This window comes from Afipia sp. 1NLS2, from assembly GCF_000178995.1.
Classification (GTDB): Bacteria; Pseudomonadota; Alphaproteobacteria; order Rhizobiales; family Xanthobacteraceae; genus Afipia.
Map to the genome: position 1 here is coordinate 134,751 of NZ_ADVZ01000004.1, position 14,790 is coordinate 149,540.

The 14,790-nt window shown below is 63.9% G+C and carries 12 protein-coding genes; 5 read left to right on the forward strand and 7 right to left on the reverse strand.

Features of this window, described 5'->3' with window-relative positions; translation table 11 throughout:
* Positions 1-28: 28 nt before the first annotated feature.
* Together queE and AFIDRAFT_RS14780 are read right to left on the reverse strand one after the other, a co-directional pair.
* Entirely contained in the window at positions 29-661 is a 633-nt protein-coding gene (gene queE, locus AFIDRAFT_RS14775) for a 7-carboxy-7-deazaguanine synthase (RefSeq protein WP_009340335.1), read from the reverse strand.
* Entirely contained in the window at positions 658-1,134 is a 477-nt protein-coding gene (locus AFIDRAFT_RS14780; protein ID WP_009340336.1) for a tRNA (cytidine(34)-2'-O)-methyltransferase, read from the reverse strand. The genes queE and AFIDRAFT_RS14780 overlap by 4 nt, the downstream gene beginning before the upstream one ends.
* Before the next feature lie 268 nt (positions 1,135-1,402).
* Between AFIDRAFT_RS14780 and petA the strand changes: the two genes are divergently transcribed.
* The 5 genes from petA (at position 1,403) to AFIDRAFT_RS14805 (ending at position 7,804) form a co-directional block, all read left to right on the forward strand.
* Positions 1,403-1,933, forward strand: a complete 531-nt coding sequence (gene petA, locus AFIDRAFT_RS14785) for a ubiquinol-cytochrome c reductase iron-sulfur subunit (RefSeq protein ID WP_009340337.1) — start codon at positions 1,403-1,405, stop codon at positions 1,931-1,933.
* Positions 1,934-1,967: 34 nt separating this feature from the next.
* Positions 1,968-4,031, forward strand: a complete 2,064-nt coding sequence (locus AFIDRAFT_RS14790) for a cytochrome c1 (protein WP_009340338.1) — start codon at positions 1,968-1,970, stop codon at positions 4,029-4,031.
* Between the two features lie 149 nt (positions 4,032-4,180).
* Positions 4,181-4,855: a dienelactone hydrolase family protein gene (locus AFIDRAFT_RS14795; protein ID WP_009340339.1), complete on the forward strand. Its 675-nt coding sequence runs from the start codon at positions 4,181-4,183 to the stop codon at positions 4,853-4,855.
* Positions 4,856-5,091: 236 nt separating this feature from the next.
* Positions 5,092-7,248 carry an anthranilate synthase component I gene (locus AFIDRAFT_RS14800; RefSeq protein WP_009340340.1) on the forward strand — a complete coding sequence of 719 codons (2,157 nt, stop codon included), beginning with the start codon at positions 5,092-5,094 and terminating at the stop codon, positions 7,246-7,248.
* Positions 7,249-7,264: 16 nt separating this feature from the next.
* Positions 7,265-7,804, forward strand: coding sequence for an adenine phosphoribosyltransferase (locus AFIDRAFT_RS14805; RefSeq protein ID WP_009340341.1), 540 nt, complete (start codon positions 7,265-7,267; stop codon positions 7,802-7,804).
* An 11-nt stretch (positions 7,805-7,815) separates the two neighbouring features.
* On the opposite strand, the gene AFIDRAFT_RS14810 is transcribed toward AFIDRAFT_RS14805, so the two are convergent.
* From AFIDRAFT_RS14810 to smc, 5 genes are all read right to left on the reverse strand, one after another.
* Positions 7,816-8,481, reverse strand: a complete 666-nt coding sequence (locus tag AFIDRAFT_RS14810) for a hypothetical protein (RefSeq protein ID WP_009340342.1) — start codon at positions 8,479-8,481, stop codon at positions 7,816-7,818.
* Positions 8,482-8,526: 45 nt separating this feature from the next.
* Positions 8,527-9,288 (reverse strand): P-loop NTPase family protein, encoded by a 762-nt coding sequence (locus AFIDRAFT_RS14815; protein WP_009340344.1) that lies wholly within the window; start codon positions 9,286-9,288, stop codon positions 8,527-8,529.
* A gap of 295 nt (positions 9,289-9,583) precedes the next feature.
* Positions 9,584-9,982, reverse strand: coding sequence for a COG4315 family predicted lipoprotein (locus AFIDRAFT_RS14820; RefSeq protein ID WP_009340346.1), 399 nt, complete (start codon positions 9,980-9,982; stop codon positions 9,584-9,586).
* Positions 9,983-10,048: 66 nt separating this feature from the next.
* The gene (locus AFIDRAFT_RS14825) at positions 10,049-11,029 is read right to left on the reverse strand and encodes a small ribosomal subunit Rsm22 family protein (RefSeq protein ID WP_009340347.1); all 981 of its coding nucleotides are present in this window, start codon (positions 11,027-11,029) and stop codon (positions 10,049-10,051) included.
* 27 nt (positions 11,030-11,056) lie between these two features.
* Positions 11,057-14,521, reverse strand: a complete 3,465-nt coding sequence (smc, locus tag AFIDRAFT_RS14830; protein WP_009340349.1) for a chromosome segregation protein SMC — start codon at positions 14,519-14,521, stop codon at positions 11,057-11,059.
* Between the last annotated feature and the right edge of the window lie 269 nt (positions 14,522-14,790).

Genomic DNA, 14,790 nt, shown 5'->3' on the forward strand with positions numbered 1-14,790 from the left:
GAACGATTACTCCAACTCGTCTGTTCTATTACCTGATACCGATGGTCTTGTGGGTCTGCACGCTCAGCCGCCATTGTGGATGGCGCAGACAATAGTCGATTGCGCGTGCGGTATTTTGCTCCAGATCAGGCCCGTCCATCGGTTGCAGCAGGAAATGCTGGAAGGCGAGCGCGGTGTAATCCTCCGGCGCGTTCTGTCGCTGCGGATAGACCAGCTTCAATTCGTGGCCTTGCCGGATCGCAAGCTCGGTGTCGGCCTTGGGGCTGACGCAGATCCAGTCGAGGCCGGGCGGGGCAGGGAGCGTGCCGTTCGTCTCCACAGCGATCATGAAGCCGCGTGCATGAAGCGCTGCGATCAGTGCGTCATCGATCTGCAGCATCGGTTCGCCGCCGGTCAGCACCACGAAACGATGACGGCTGTCAGGCCCCCAGGTCGCGGCGATTCGCTCCGCGAGGTCGTCGGCGGTGGCATAGCGTCCACCGAGCGTGCCGTCGGTGCCGACGAAATCGGTATCGCAGAACTGACACACGGCCTCCGCACGATCCTGCTCGCGGCCGCTCCACAGATTGCAGCCCGCGAAACGGCAGAACACGGCCGGACGTCCGGCCTGCATGCCTTCGCCTTGCAAAGTCAGGAAAATTTCCTTCACCGCGTAACTCACGGCGCATTGTCTCCATTTGTGACAGCATGTCGCGTCTGCCGCAGCGCCTCGCCGAGCGCCATTGCGGCGGTGACGGCGACATTGAGCGAACGCATGCCTTCCGCGATCGGAATCACCAGTCTCTCGTCCGCGCTTGCGGCAACTTCGTCCGGCACGCCCGCGCTTTCCCGGCCCAGCAGAAGAATATCAGTATCTTCATAGCGATGCGCCAGATAGGAGGTGGCGCCCTTGGTGGTCAACAGCAACAGCCGCCCGCCATCCGCCTGCTGCCAGGCCCGGAAGGCCGTCCATGACACATGCCGTGATATGGAAACCTGATCGAGATAATCCATTCCCGCGCGGCGAAAATGGCGGTCGCTCACCGGAAAGCCCGCGGGCTCTATAATATGCGCCTCGACCGCAAGACATGCGCAGAGTCGTAGAATCGTCCCGGTATTTTGGGGAATGTCCGGTTGATACAGGGCGATCCGCATGGGGTGATCGGGCTCGGAAAACGGGGGTAAAAACCGCTGCCATGCGCCGAATTTGCGCATCGCACGAGCGGGAGCCGATACCGGGCTTGCGCTCAATCGGCAAGGGTGCCAATAGATCGATTCTAGATCACCTGTTCTGCCCGGCTGAGTAGAACAAGTGAGTTCTGCCCCCGCGAGGCCCGCGGGCACCGACTGACGTTTCCGGCGCGTTCGTCCGCGCAATCCATGGGTTCGTCGGACGGTTGCAGTTCGGAAAGGGTTTGCAAACGTGACTGCTTCTTCTTCGGCACATCCGGCGACGCGCCGTGATTTCCTTTACGTCGCCACCGGTTCGGTTGCGGTCGTCGGCGCGGCCGCTGTGGCCTGGCCGCTGATCTCCCAGATGAATCCCGATGCCTCGACCATCGCGGCCGGCGCTCCGATCGAGGTCGATTTGTCGCCGATCGCCGAAGGGCAGGACATCAAGGTGTTCTGGCGCGGCAAGCCGATCTACATCATGAACCGCACCAAGAAGCAGATCGAGGAGGCGCGCTCGGTGAACGTGTCGAGCCTGCCCGATCCGCAGACCGACCAGTCCCGCGTCAAGGAAGGCCATGACAACTGGCTGGTCGTGATCGGCATCTGCACCCATCTCGGCTGCATCCCGATCGCGCATGAAGGCAATTACGACGGCTTCTTCTGCCCGTGCCACGGTTCGCAGTACGATTCCTCGGGCCGCATCCGCCAGGGGCCGGCGCCGCTCAATCTGTACGTCCCGCCGTACAATTTCGTTTCCGACACCAAGATCAAAATCGGCTGACGTCAGTCGCCTCCACTTTCCAGGATCGTAACTCATGAGCGGACCCTCTACCTATAACCCGCAAAATCCAGCCTTGAAGTGGATTGAGCAACGCCTGCCGATCGGCGGACTGATTCATTCGTCTTTCATTGCCTATCCGACGCCGCGCAACCTGAACTACTGGTGGACGTTCGGCGCCATCCTTTCGATGATGCTCGCGGTGCAGATCATCACCGGCGTCATCCTTGCGATGCACTACACGCCGCATGTCGATCTCGCCTTCAAGTCGGTCGAACTGATCGTCCGCGACGTCAATTACGGCTGGCTGCTGCGCTACATTCACTCCAACGGCGCGTCGATGTTCTTCATCGCCGTCTACATCCACATGTTCCGCGGCCTGTATTACGGGTCGTACAAGGCACCGCGCGAAATCCTCTGGATTCTCGGCGTCATCATCTACCTGTTGATGATGGCCACGGGCTTCATGGGCTACGTGCTGCCGTGGGGCCAGATGAGCTTCTGGGGCGCCACCGTCATCACCAACCTGTTCTCGGCGATCCCTTATGTCGGCGACAGCATCGTGACGCTGCTGTGGGGCGGCTACTCGGTCGGCAACCCGACGCTGAACCGCTTCTTCTCGCTGCACTACCTGCTGCCGTTTGTGATCGCGGGCGTCGTCGTCCTGCACGTCTGGGCGCTGCACGTCGCAGGCCAGAACAACCCGGCCGGCGTCGAAGCGAAGACCGAAAAGGACACCGTGCCGTTCACGCCGTACGCGACCATCAAGGACTCGTTCGGCATGGCGTGCTTCCTGCTGTTCTTCGCCTGGTTCATCTTCTACATCCCGAACTACCTCGGCGATCCCGACAACTACATTCAGGCCAACCCGGCCGTGACGCCCGCGCACATCGTGCCGGAATGGTACTACCTGCCGTTCTACGCGATCCTGCGTTCGATCCCGAGCAAGCTCGGCGGCGTCATCGCGATGTTCGGCGCGATCGTCGTGCTGGCGTTCCTGCCGTGGCTCGATGGCTGCAAGGTGCGCTCGTCGAAGTATCGCCCGCTCGCCAAGCAATTCTTCTGGATCTTCGTCGCGACCTGCATCGGTCTCGGCTATCTCGGCGCGCAGCCGCCGGAAGGCATCTATGTCATCGCAGGCCGCGTGCTGACGGTGGTTTATTTCGCCTACTTCCTGATCGTGCTGCCGGTGCTGTCGCGGATCGAGACCACGCGGCCGCTGCCAAACTCGATCGCCGACGATGTGCTCGCCAAATCCGGCAAGCAGCCGATGGTGTCCGCCGCGATTGCGCTGGCGGTTGCCGGTTCGCTGATGATGGGCGGCATGGACAGCGCCAAGGCCGCCGATCATGGCGCCACGCCGCATTCGGAGAGCTGGTCGTTCGCCGGTCCGTTCGGCAAGTTCGATCAGGCCCAGTTGCAGCGCGGCCTCAAGGTCTACAAGGAAGTCTGCTCGAACTGCCATTCGCTGAACCTCGTGGCGTTCCGCAACCTCGCCGATCCGGGTGGTCCGGGTTATTCGGCGGCGCAGGCGGCAGCCTTCGCGTCCGAGTACAAGATCAAGGACGGCCCGAACGATGCGGGCGACATGTTCGAGCGTCCGGGCCGCCCGGCGGATTACTTCCCCGCGCCGTTCCCGAACGAGCAGGCTGCCCGTGCTTCCAACGGTGGTGCGGCTCCGCCGGATCTGTCGCTGATCGCGAAGGCTCGTGGCTACGAGCGCGGCTTCCCGCAGTTCGTGTTCGACGCCTTCACCCAGTTCCAGGAGAAGGGGCCGAACTACATCCACGCCATCCTGAACGGCTACAAGGAAAAGCCGGCGGACTTCGCGCTGCCCGAGGGCTCGTACTACAACACGTACTTCCCCGGTCATTCGATCAAGATGCCGCCGCCGCTGTCTGACGGTCAGATCACCTATGACGACGGCTCGCCGGCGACCGTCGAGCAGTACTCGAGGGACGTCGCGGCCTTCCTGATGTGGACCGCAGAGCCGCACCTCGAGGACCGCAAGCGCCTCGGCATGCAGGTGATGTTGTTCCTGATCGTGCTGTCGGGTCTTCTGTACTTCACCAAGCGGAAGATCTGGGCGGACGCGCACTGACGCGTCCCGACAGTCTCACAAGATTGAGGGCTCCTTCGGGAGCCCTTTTTCGTTGGCGGGACTGAACCAGTACGGCTTTGCCTCGTTGCACTCTCGCGCCGCAGGCGGCATTGTCGGCTGCATTTCCATTGCCATTTCCCGAGGTTTTCATGGGCACCAGCATCAGCTTTTCGCGTCCCGACGGCAAAGAGGCCAAGGGCTATCTCGCCAACGCCGCGCGCGGCAATGCGCCGGGCGTCGTCGTCATTCAGGAATGGTGGGGCCTATCCGAGCAGATCAAGTCGATGACCGATCGCTTCGCTTTGGCGGGGTTCGATGCGCTGGCGCCGGACCTGTTCGAGGGCGTGGTGGTGCCGTATCACGATGCGGACGCCGCCGCGAAGGAGATGAACTCGCTGAACTTCATCGAGGCGACCGAGCAGAACGTGCGCGGCGCGGTGCAGTATCTCAAGCGCAATGGCGCCAAAGTCGGCATCAGCGGCTTCTGCATGGGCGGTGCGATCACGATCATCGGTGCTGCCAAAATTCCGGAACTGACGGCTGCGGTGTCGTTCTACGGCGTGCCGTCGCCGGAAGCGGTGAAGCCCGCCGACGTCAGGGTGCCGTTGCAGGGCCATTTCGCCAACAAGGACGATTTCTTCACGCCGCAGGCGGTGAGCGCCTTCGAGGACGGGCTGAAAAAGGCGCGCAAGCCCTGCGAGTTTTTCCGCTACGACGCCGACCATGCCTTCGCCAACGAGCAGCGCGCCTCGGTCCATGACCGCCAGGCTGCGGAGCTGGCGTGGGGCCGGGCGATCGACTTCCTCAAGAAGCATTTGGGGTGATGTGCAGCGGGCAGGGGTGGCATGGCGAGGGCATGGCTCCCCTTGACATCCGCCCGTGCGGGTGATGATTTGCCGCCCATGATCGCAGCAACCCGCACGACCCGTATCTGGTGGCGCACCTTGTAAAAGGTGGCCGGTGCGATTTTGCTTGAAATCACGTTGAGGCCGCCACGCATGGGCGGTCTTTTTGTTTGTCCTGTGTGGCGTTCCTCGGCGAAGTCTCTTAAGAGGAACCCATGAACAGGACGGTTTTTTCCCTTCCCGCCACGGCGGACTACACCACGGCGCGGGGCCTCGAGGTCTCGCGGCGGGTCACGTCGTTTTCCGGCGGACAGAAGCTCGATGCGCTGATCGACCTCCTGGATCGCCGCCGTGGCGTCGTGCTGTCGTCCGGCACCACGGTGCCGGGGCGCTATGAGAGTTTCGATCTCGGTTTCGCCAATCCGCCGCTACGGCTGGAATCGGTCGGCGAAAAATTCTTCATCGAGGCGCTGAATGCGCGCGGCAAGGTGCTGATCGCCTTTCTCGCAGCCACGCTGAACAACCCCGCCGTCGCGATCACGTCCAAGACCGCCGATCGCATCGAAGGCCACATCGTGCGTGGCGATGCGCCGGTGGAGGAGGAGCAGCGCACGCGGCGCGCTTCCATCATGTCGCTGGTGCGCGAGATCATCGCCTCGATGAGCTACACGGGCGACCCGCTGCTTGGCTTGTTCGGCGCCTTCGCCTACGACCTCGTGTTCCAGATCGAGGACCTGAAGCAGAAGCGCCAGCGCGACGCCGACCAGCGCGACATCGTGCTCTATATTCCCGACGAACTCTTGGCCTACGACCGCGCCACCGGGCGCGGCGTCGTGATCGATTACGAATTCAGCTATGGTGGCGTCAGCACGCGCGGCCAGGATCGCGACACGCCCGACAGTGTCTACACCAAGACCAAGCGTGAAGGCTTTGCCGACCATGCGCCCGGCGTCTATCAGGCGACGGTGGAACGCGCCCGCGCGGCGTTCGCCCGCGGCGATCTGTTCGAGGCGGTGCCGGGGCAGTTGTTCGCCGAGCCGTGCGATCGCACGCCGGCCGACGTGTTCAAGCGGCTGTGCATCATCAACCCGTCGCCTTACGGCGCGCTGCTCAATCTCGGTGACGGCGAGTTTCTCGTCTCCGCATCGCCGGAGATGTTCGTGCGCTCCGACGGCAAGCGCGTCGAGACTTGCCCGATCTCCGGCACCATCGCGCGCGGTGCGGATGCCATCGGCGACGCCAAGCAGATTCAGGAATTGCTGAACTCGCAGAAGGACGAGTTCGAGCTCAACATGTGCACCGATGTCGACCGTAACGACAAGGCGCGTGTCTGTGTCCCGGGCTCGATCAAGGTGCTGGCGCGCCGCCAAATTGAAACCTATTCAAAGCTGTTTCATACCGTCGATCACGTCGAAGGCATGCTGCGTCCCGGTTTCGATGCCATCGACGGCTTCCTCACCCATTGCTGGGCGGTGACGGTCACCGGCGCGCCGAAGCTGTGGGCGATGCAGTTCGTCGAGGACAACGAACGCTCCTCGCGCCGCTGGTATGCGGGCGCACTCGGCTTCCTCGGATTCGATGGCGGCATCAACACCGGCCTCACCATCCGCACCATCCGCATGAAAGATGGCTTGGCCGAAGTGCGCGTCGGCGCGACGCTGCTGTTCGATTCCGATCCTGTCGCGGAAGAAAAGGAATGCCAGACCAAGGCGGCGGCGCTGTTCCAGGCGTTGCGTGGCGACGCGCCGAAAGCTCTCTCGAGCTTCGCGCCGGATGCCACCGGTTCGGGCAAGCGCGTTCTGCTGGTCGATTGCGATGACTCTTTCGTGCACATGCTGGCGGATTACTTCCGGCAGGTCGGCGCCAATGTCAGTGTGACGCGGCACCTGCACGCGATGCAGCGGCTCAAGAACGAAAAGTTCGACCTGCTGGTGCTGTCGCCGGGGCCGGGGCGGCCAGAGGATTTCGGTGTCTCGAAATTCATCGATGAGGCGCTTGCCAAGAAGATGCCGATCTTCGGCGTCTGCCTCGGCGTGCAGGCGATCGGCGAGTATTTCGGCGGCGAACTTGGCCAGCTCGCGCAGCCCGCGCACGGACGGCCCTCGCGGATTCAAAATCGCGGCGGCACGTTGATGCGCAACCTGCCGAATGAACTGACCATCGGCCGCTATCATTCGCTGTTCGTCGGCCCCGCCACCATGCCGGACGTGCTCGTCGTTACAGCAACCACCGAGGACGGCATTCCGATGGCCATCGAACACAAGGAGCTACCGGTCGGCGGCGTGCAATTCCATCCTGAATCGCTGATGTCGCTGGAAGGCGATGTCGGGCTAAAGATCGTGGAAAACGCCTTCCGGCTGGGGCAGAAATGAAATGGCAGAAGCATCCATGAGCGTCGCAGACGATTTGAAAGCCTCGGTTCGCGCGATCCCGGATTATCCGAAGCCGGGCATCATCTTCCGCGACATCACCACGCTGCTCGGCAATGCATGGGCGTTCCGCCGCGCGGTGGACGAACTGGTGCAGCCGTGGGCAGGCTCCAAGATCGACAAGGTCGCGGGCATGGAAGCACGCGGCTTCATCCTCGGCGGCGCGGTCGCACATCAGGTTTCGGCTGGCTTCGTGCCGATCCGCAAGAAGGGCAAGCTGCCGCACACCACCGTGCGCATCGCTTACTCACTTGAATACGGCATCGACGAGATGGAGATGCACGTTGATGCGGTGAAGCCCGGCGAGCGCGTCATCTTGATCGACGATCTGATCGCGACCGGCGGTACGGCGGAAGGCGCGGTGAAACTCTTGCGCCAGATCGGCGCCGAGGTGGTGGCGGCTTGCTTTGTCGTCGATTTGCCCGAGCTGGGCGGTGCCGCGAAACTGCGCGCGATGAACGTGCCGGTGCGCACGCTGATGGAATTCGACGGGCACTGACCGCCGGGCGGTCAGGTGTGCAGCTTCAGCCGCTTCTCCAGATTCCTGAATTTGGTGTAGTTCGCGCGCGTCCATTGATGCAGTTCGGAGGATGAATCCTGCGCCGTGCGCAAGTAGTGCGTGAACGAGAAATTCGTCCGCTGCACGATGGAGCGCAGGAACGCGGGCAACGCCGCGATGTGAAGCGGCCGCACACCGGCAAAGTCCTTCGGTGTCTCTCCGTGTAGGACGTGCTCGTTGTCGATTGCAATTAGCGGCGAGCCGGGGAAAGTCTTGCGCAGCATGGCCCAGGCGTTCGACGAGGCGCGGGTGGCATCCGGAATGAACAGCACGATCGGCTCGACGCCGCGCCGGATCGCTTCCTTCATGAAGCCGATCTCATCGGCGAGCCTAAAGAAATCGTCGAACGCATGCAGCCCGAGGTCGATCACCTTGGCGACGCCGTCATTGACGATCAGGCGATCCATCAGCGCCATCTGCGCGTGGGTGTCGCTGATCGAAGCGGTCTCGGTGGTGCGCGGCAGGAAATCCAGCAGCGAGGGTTCGCGGAGATTGATGTCGAAGGCGAGCACGCTGCCGTTCTGCAGGATCAGGAACTCGCTCAGGACGCGCGAGAGCAGCGTCTTGCCGACATCGGGACGCGGCGAGCAGACGATGTAGACGGGCGTGCGCGGCATTGTTGAAACCAGCCGAAAGCCGTGGGTCTGGCGCGGCTGTCGTTCTTATTCGTCGGCGGAGGGGCGGGTAAAGCCCTTGTCCTTGCTGCCGACGATATCGGTGAGCTTGATGCGGTCGAACTCGCCCCAGACGTTGCCGAGCCAGTGCCGCACATAGCCGCGCAGCACGAAGGAATAGTTCGCGGTTTCGTCGGCGGGGCCTTTGTTGGCCACGAATTTCAGGAAGGGAACCGAGGAGACTTCGACCTGCTCATAGGCCATTTCGTTGAGCTTCGGAATCGTGATCTCGGTCGCGTTCTTGATGCGCTTGAAGTAGGAGTTGTAGGTAGCCTGATCCCACTCGAAGAAGCTCGTGTTGTTGATGAAGTTCTTCACGAGGAAGTACTTCGCACCGTCCATGAAGCTCGCGGTTTCCGCGATCTCGTCCAGCGAGGCGATCGACGGGCCGAGGATATGGAACACGGCGAAGGTGATCTGGCCGGAGCGGGCGGCATCGAGAAAGCCGATATCGCGCAAGGCGGCGAGGGTGGGCGACATCAGACCTGCGCGGACGTCGATCACGGTGACGTTCGCGGTCGCCGTGTTGAGCGTATCGAAGATCTTCATCTGGTCGGAGGTCGTCGTGACGTCGACGATCTCGGTCACCTGGGGGTGAAAACGCTTCAGCGTGCCGCGCGGCGATTCGGTGTCGAACGCTCGCGTCGGAATGTTGTTGGCGGTGAAATAGTCCAGAACGGTGCGCGATACCGTGGTCTTGCCGACCCCGCCCTTGTCCGCGCCCACCACAATAACTGCCGGCTTCGCCATCACGTCCCTTTATCGCGCAAGATAGACCGCCGATGTGACAGCTACCCAGCCATTTTTTTGGACCATGGCAGAAAATGCGGAGAATTCAATTCTTTACAGGCGTTCTTAACCGTATTCACACGGTTTCCTTAATGGACGGCCGGTTGCGGCTGCCTGTTGGCAGGCTGCCGCAACACCTTCTGGCGCTTGATAAAAAGGCTCCCGCCCCCTGGGGAAGAGAGCGGGAGACCGCGCTGTGCTCGCGGAGTAGAGGCCGAAATCGTTTATGGCTTGAATGGATTACGGCTTGAATGGATCAAGGCTTGGCGACGTGCCAGGCGCCATTGAGGAAGCCATCGCCCTTCACATCGCCCGCGGCCATGTCCTGCTTGAAGGTGTAGAGCGGCTTGCCCTTGTAGGCCCACATCTTGCTGCCGTCGTCACGGGTCACGACGGTCCAGTCGCCAGAGGCCTTGGCGTCCGCGGAAGCGGCAAGGATCGGCCAGTTGGCGGCGCAGGGGCCGTTGCAGGCGGATTTGCCGGCAGAATCCTTGGCGAAGGTGTAGAGGGTCATGCCCTTGGCATCGACTAGAATCTTGCCCTTCGAGCTTTCGGCAGTCTTGGCCGGGGCCGGAGCCATGGTCTGCGCAAAAGCGAGCGAGCCGAAGGCGGTGGTCATGACAATGGCGGCGGCGAATTTGAGTGAGGTCTTCATACGTGTACTCCCTGTGAAATCCGAAACGCAGGCGCTTCACAGGGACAAACTCCGGCCCCTCCCGGTTTATTCCGCTGCCTTGTCCGGCACCGCGTCGCCCCAGTCCCACCGCCGTGCGGCGGCATAGGCCAATTTGTCGCGGCGGGGCACGGACATGAACGAAAGCCCCGCTTTCGTGCAGAGCTTGGCGTTGACCGCGACCTTATTGAGCGTCGGCTGCGCCAGCACGCGTGCGGTGTTTACCATGTGCGGTGAACGCGACAGCGCCACATAGATGAATCGCTCGTCCTCGAACGGCACCTCCGCGCCCTTGAGTTGCTTGTGTGCGCGGGAGCGCGACAACCGCTGCGAGAAATGGCACCAGTCAGGCGGCGTCAGCGGACAGGCGCGATTGTGCGGGCAGGGCGCGATGATATGCGCGCCTTGCGCGATAAGCCGCGCGCGCAGCGCGAGGATGCGTTCATAGCCTTTGGGCGTACCGGGCTCGACCACCAAGAGCGTGCCGCGCGTCTTCTGCCACATCAGATCGGCGAGCGCATCGCGGTCTGCGTCGCCGAGTTCGTTGATGACATAGCTTGCGATCACGAGATCGGCGGCGTCCATCGCCGCGAGTCCGGCGAGAACGTCGCTTTCGACGTAACGCATCGCCGCAAGGCGGCTGCCTTCGGTGGTGTCGCAAGCCAGCGCGCGCAATGCCGCGTTGGCGTCGATGGCAGCAAAGCCTGTGAGGGAATCGAATGTCTGTGCCGCCGCCCAGCTTGCTGTTGCGGGCCCCGCGCCGATATCGAGCAGCGTTGCGGGTGCGAAGTCTGGATATTGCTCACGCAACGCGTGGAGGCTCGCGGAAATCGCGGCGTAGGTGGCGGGCATCCGTGCGAGCGCGTAGGCAAGTGCATCCCGCTCGGTGCGGATCGGCGCGGAGGTGCCGCCGCCACGATAATTCTCCGAGATCGCGCCCGCGCGCTTCGCCGTGTCCACGCGTGACAGGCCTTCAGCCTTGGCGGCGAGTGCGGCTTTCAGGTCGGGAGGGAGATCGAAGGCGGGCATTGCATCCTAGATCCCCGCGCCCGCGCGCTATGCCACGTTCTGGTCGAGCACCTTCATCGCGCCGTCAAGATCGACCGACACGAGCTGCGACACGCCGCGCTCGGCCATGGTGACGCCGAACAGCCGGTTCATGCGCGCCATCGTGATCGGGTTGTGCGTGATGATGATGAAGCGCGTCTCGGTCGAGCCGGTCATCTCATGCAGCAGGTTGCAGAACCGCTCGACATTGTGGTCGTCGAGTGGTGCGTCGACTTCGTCCAGCACGCAGATCGGCGACGGGTTGGTCAGGAACACCGCGAAGATCAGCGCCAGCGCCGTCAGCGCCTGCTCGCCGCCGGACAGGAGCGACAGCGACTGCGGCTTCTTGCCGGGTGGCTTGGCGATGATTTCGAGGCCCGCTTCCAGCGGGTCGTCGCTCTCGATCAGTTGGAGTTCGGCCTGGCCGCCGCCGAACAGTTCGGTGAACAGCCGCTTGAAGTGATTGTTCACTGTTTCGAACGAGGTCAGCAGGCGCTCGCGGGCTTCCTTGTTGAGGCTCTGGATGCCGGTGCGCAGCTTCTTGATGGCTTCCACGAGGTCGTCGCGCTCGGTGGTAAGGCCGGTGTGCTGCGTTTCGATCTCGCGCAGTTCCTGCTCGGCAAGCAGGTTGACGTTGCCGAGCCGGTCGCGGTCGCGGCGCAGCTTTTCGACATCGATCTCGGCGGAAGCAATGTCCGGCAATTCGGTCTCGGGCGTCACTTCGGCCATCGCGGCAACAGCGTGCGGCTCGACCTCAAGAGTGTCGTGGATTTCGCGCTCGATGTCTTCGAGGCGGCGGCGGGTCGCCTCCATGCGCTCCTCGGCGCGGGCGGTGGCTTCGCGCGCGGCGGACAACGCTTCGAGCGTGGCGCGGGCGGCCTTGTCGGTTTCCGCCATCAGGCTTTCGGCGGCTGCAAGCGCATCGGCGGCTTCGCGGCGGGCGGCTTCGGCGGTCTCGATTTCGCTGATGATGCCGCGGCGCTTCTCGGCGAACTGCGCCGGCGCGTCCTCGAGCTGCGCGCGCTCCGCCTTCACCTCGGCGGTGCGCTCCTCGATGGTGGCGATCTGCGTAGTGGCGTTGGTCTTGCGGGACTGCCACTCGTTGCGCTCGGAGGCGATGGCCTGCACACGGCGGTCGGCCAGTTCAGCTTCGCGGGCGAGCGCCTGCGCCTCGGCGCGCACCTGCGCGGCACTCTGGCGCTTCTCGTCCATCCCGGCGCGCGCGGTGGCCAACTGAGCCTCGGTCTCGTCGCTTGCTGGCAGTTCGGCGACGGCCTGCGTCGCCACGCTATGGGCGCTGTCCGCCTCGGTGCGGTCGGCGGCAAGACGTGTCTGCGCCTCCGCGAGCGCGGAGCGGCGCGCGGCGTGGCGATTGATTTCGCGCTCGGCGCTCGCGTGACGTTCGCGCGCGGCATCGGCGTCGCGTTGCGCGGCACGGGCGGATTCACGCGCGGCCGATTCGGCGGCGGCGGCAAACTTTAGTTCGGATTCGGCGGCTTCCAGCGCCTGCCGCTTGGCGGTGGCGTCGGCGCGAGCCTGCTCCAGTTCGTGTTCAATGTCGGCAAGACGCGCGCGTTCGGCGAGACGCCGCGCCGCGCCGGTTGGCGCATGTGCACCCGCGATGAAACCGTCCCAGCGCCACAGATCGCCTTCGGTGGAGACAAGCCGCTGGCCGGTCTTCAGCCGGCTCACCAGTTCTGCGCCCCGCTCGCGGCTGACGACGCCGATTTGCGCGAGACGCCGCGCCAGTTCCGGCGGCGCGTTGACGTGGGTCGCGAGCGCCTCGACGCCGTCCGGCAACGCCGGATCGTCCGCCATCACGCCGAGGTTCGACCAGCGCAGTGGCGCGGAGGCATCGGTCGGCGCATCGAGATCGTCACCGAGCGCGGCACCCAGCGCCTTCTCGTAGCCCTTGGCGACGCTGACGCCGTCGATGATCGATGGCCACAGGTTCTTGGTCTCGCTGGTGACGAGCTTGGCGATGGTCTTGGCTTCGGTCTCAAGGCGCTGCACGCGCTTGTCGGCTTCCACCACGGGTGCGCGCGAGCCATCGAGCTTGGCGCGCGCCGCGACCTGCGCGGCTTCGCTCGTCTGCACCGTGCTGGCAGACTGCGCGAGGGTTTCCTGCGCGGCGGCCATCGCCTGTGCCAGCGTTTCGAGATTGGCGAGACTGCCGGTCTCGGCGTCCAGCTTCTCGACATCGCGGTTGACGCTGGCGATTTCCTGATCGATGCGCGCGAGGCGTTCCGCGTGGGTGCGGACATTGTTTTCGAACTGGCGGCGGCGCGCGGTGAGATCGGCCAGCGCGGTGGTGAGTTCGGAGAAAGTGCGCTCGGCAGCGGCCAGCGCTTCATCGGCTTCCGACACCTTGGCGTCTGCGCCGCTGCGCTTCTCGACGCGCGACTTGATTTCTTCCTTGAGGATTGCTTCCTCGGAATCGAGCCGTTGCATGGCGACGTCGGCATCGGAGAGCTGGCGCTGTTCGCGCTCGATGTCGGCGGTAAACTGCGTCAGGCGGCGGTCAAGCTCGGCGGCGCGCTCCTTGGCGCGCTCCTCCTCGCGGTCGAGCATGTCGCGCGCGTTGGTGAGGCGTTGCAGACCGGCGGCGGCGCGGGCTTCGTTCTCGCGCAGCGCGGGCAGCTCCGAGGCGCGGATCGCCTGGATGCGTGCAGCTTCGGCCTGGTGCTGAACACGCTCGGCCTGCTCGCGCACGGCAAGATCATGGGTGCGGCCGGATTCGGCGACGTCCTCGTTGGCTTGCAGCCAGCGCAGATGAAACAGCAGCGCCTCGGCCTTGCGGACCTTGGCCTGCACTTCGCGATAGCGGATCGCCTGCCGCGCCTGCCGCTTCAGGCCGTCGATCTGGCTTGCGAGCTGGCCGATCACGTCTTCGACGCGGGTGAGGTTGGTCTCGGCGGCTTTGAGGCGCAACTCGGCCTCGTGGCGACGGGCGTGAAGGCCGGCAACGCCGGCGGCGTCTTCCAGCACGCGGCGGCGCTGGTCGGGACGGGCCTGAATGATCTCGCCGATCTTGCCCTGATGGACGAGGGCAGGCGAACGCGCGCCGGTCGCGGCATCGGCGAACAGAATCTGCACGTCGCGCGCACGAACGTCCTTGCCGTTGATCCGGTAGACCGAGCCTGCTTCACGCTCGATGCGGCGCGACACTTCCAGCAGTTCGGAATCGTTCATCGACGAAGGCGCGGAACGATCCGAATTGTCGATCGTCATCACCACTTCGGCATGGTTGCGCGCGGGGCGGTTGCCGGAGCCGGAGAAGATCACCGCGTCCATGTCGGCGGCGCGCAGCGACTTGTAGGACGTCTCGCCCATCGCCCAGCGCAGCGCTTCGACCAGATTGGATTTGCCGCAGCCGTTCGGGCCGACAACGCCGGTTAGGCCGGGCTCGATCAGGAAATCGGTCGCCTCGACGAACGATTTGAATCCATGCAGGCGAAGGCGCGTCAGTTTCATGCGAGACTTACTCTGTTGGCGGCCGCACAAACGGCCTGCCGTACCAAATCCATTGCGGATGTCATTCCCATCCGGCGACCGGGAGCAGGAGCGAATCGCCCAAACCCGCCGTTCAGGCCGGACAATGGCCAGCGGGCGGGGGCAGGGCAACGCCTGCGCGCCCGTTTCCGGGGGATTCTGGTCGATTTTCCAACGGTTTTACGGCGCTTTTCCGGGTTCCATGAGAAGGAAAAGCGAACAAAAGGGCTCAATACCGCCTGTCCCGGGGG

Excerpts from the sequence above, each read along its gene's own strand:
- AFIDRAFT_RS14780 (WP_009340336.1), bottom strand. The coding sequence starts at position 1,134 with ATGCGGATCGCCCTGTATCAACCGGACATTCCCCAAAATACCGGGACG.
- AFIDRAFT_RS14790 (WP_009340338.1), top strand. The coding sequence starts at position 1,968 with ATGAGCGGACCCTCTACCTATAACCCGCAAAATCCAGCCTTGAAGTGG.
- AFIDRAFT_RS14795 (WP_009340339.1), top strand. The coding sequence starts at position 4,181 with ATGGGCACCAGCATCAGCTTTTCGCGTCCCGACGGCAAAGAGGCCAAG.
- AFIDRAFT_RS14800 (WP_009340340.1), top strand. The coding sequence starts at position 5,092 with ATGAACAGGACGGTTTTTTCCCTTCCCGCCACGGCGGACTACACCACG.
- AFIDRAFT_RS14805 (WP_009340341.1), top strand. The coding sequence starts at position 7,265 with ATGAGCGTCGCAGACGATTTGAAAGCCTCGGTTCGCGCGATCCCGGAT.
- AFIDRAFT_RS14810 (WP_009340342.1), bottom strand. The coding sequence starts at position 8,481 with ATGCCGCGCACGCCCGTCTACATCGTCTGCTCGCCGCGTCCCGATGTC.
- AFIDRAFT_RS14815 (WP_009340344.1), bottom strand. The coding sequence starts at position 9,288 with ATGGCGAAGCCGGCAGTTATTGTGGTGGGCGCGGACAAGGGCGGGGTC.
- AFIDRAFT_RS14820 (WP_009340346.1), bottom strand. The coding sequence starts at position 9,982 with ATGAAGACCTCACTCAAATTCGCCGCCGCCATTGTCATGACCACCGCC.
- AFIDRAFT_RS14825 (WP_009340347.1), bottom strand. The coding sequence starts at position 11,029 with ATGCCCGCCTTCGATCTCCCTCCCGACCTGAAAGCCGCACTCGCCGCC.
- smc (WP_009340349.1), bottom strand. The coding sequence starts at position 14,521 with ATGAAACTGACGCGCCTTCGCCTGCATGGATTCAAATCGTTCGTCGAG.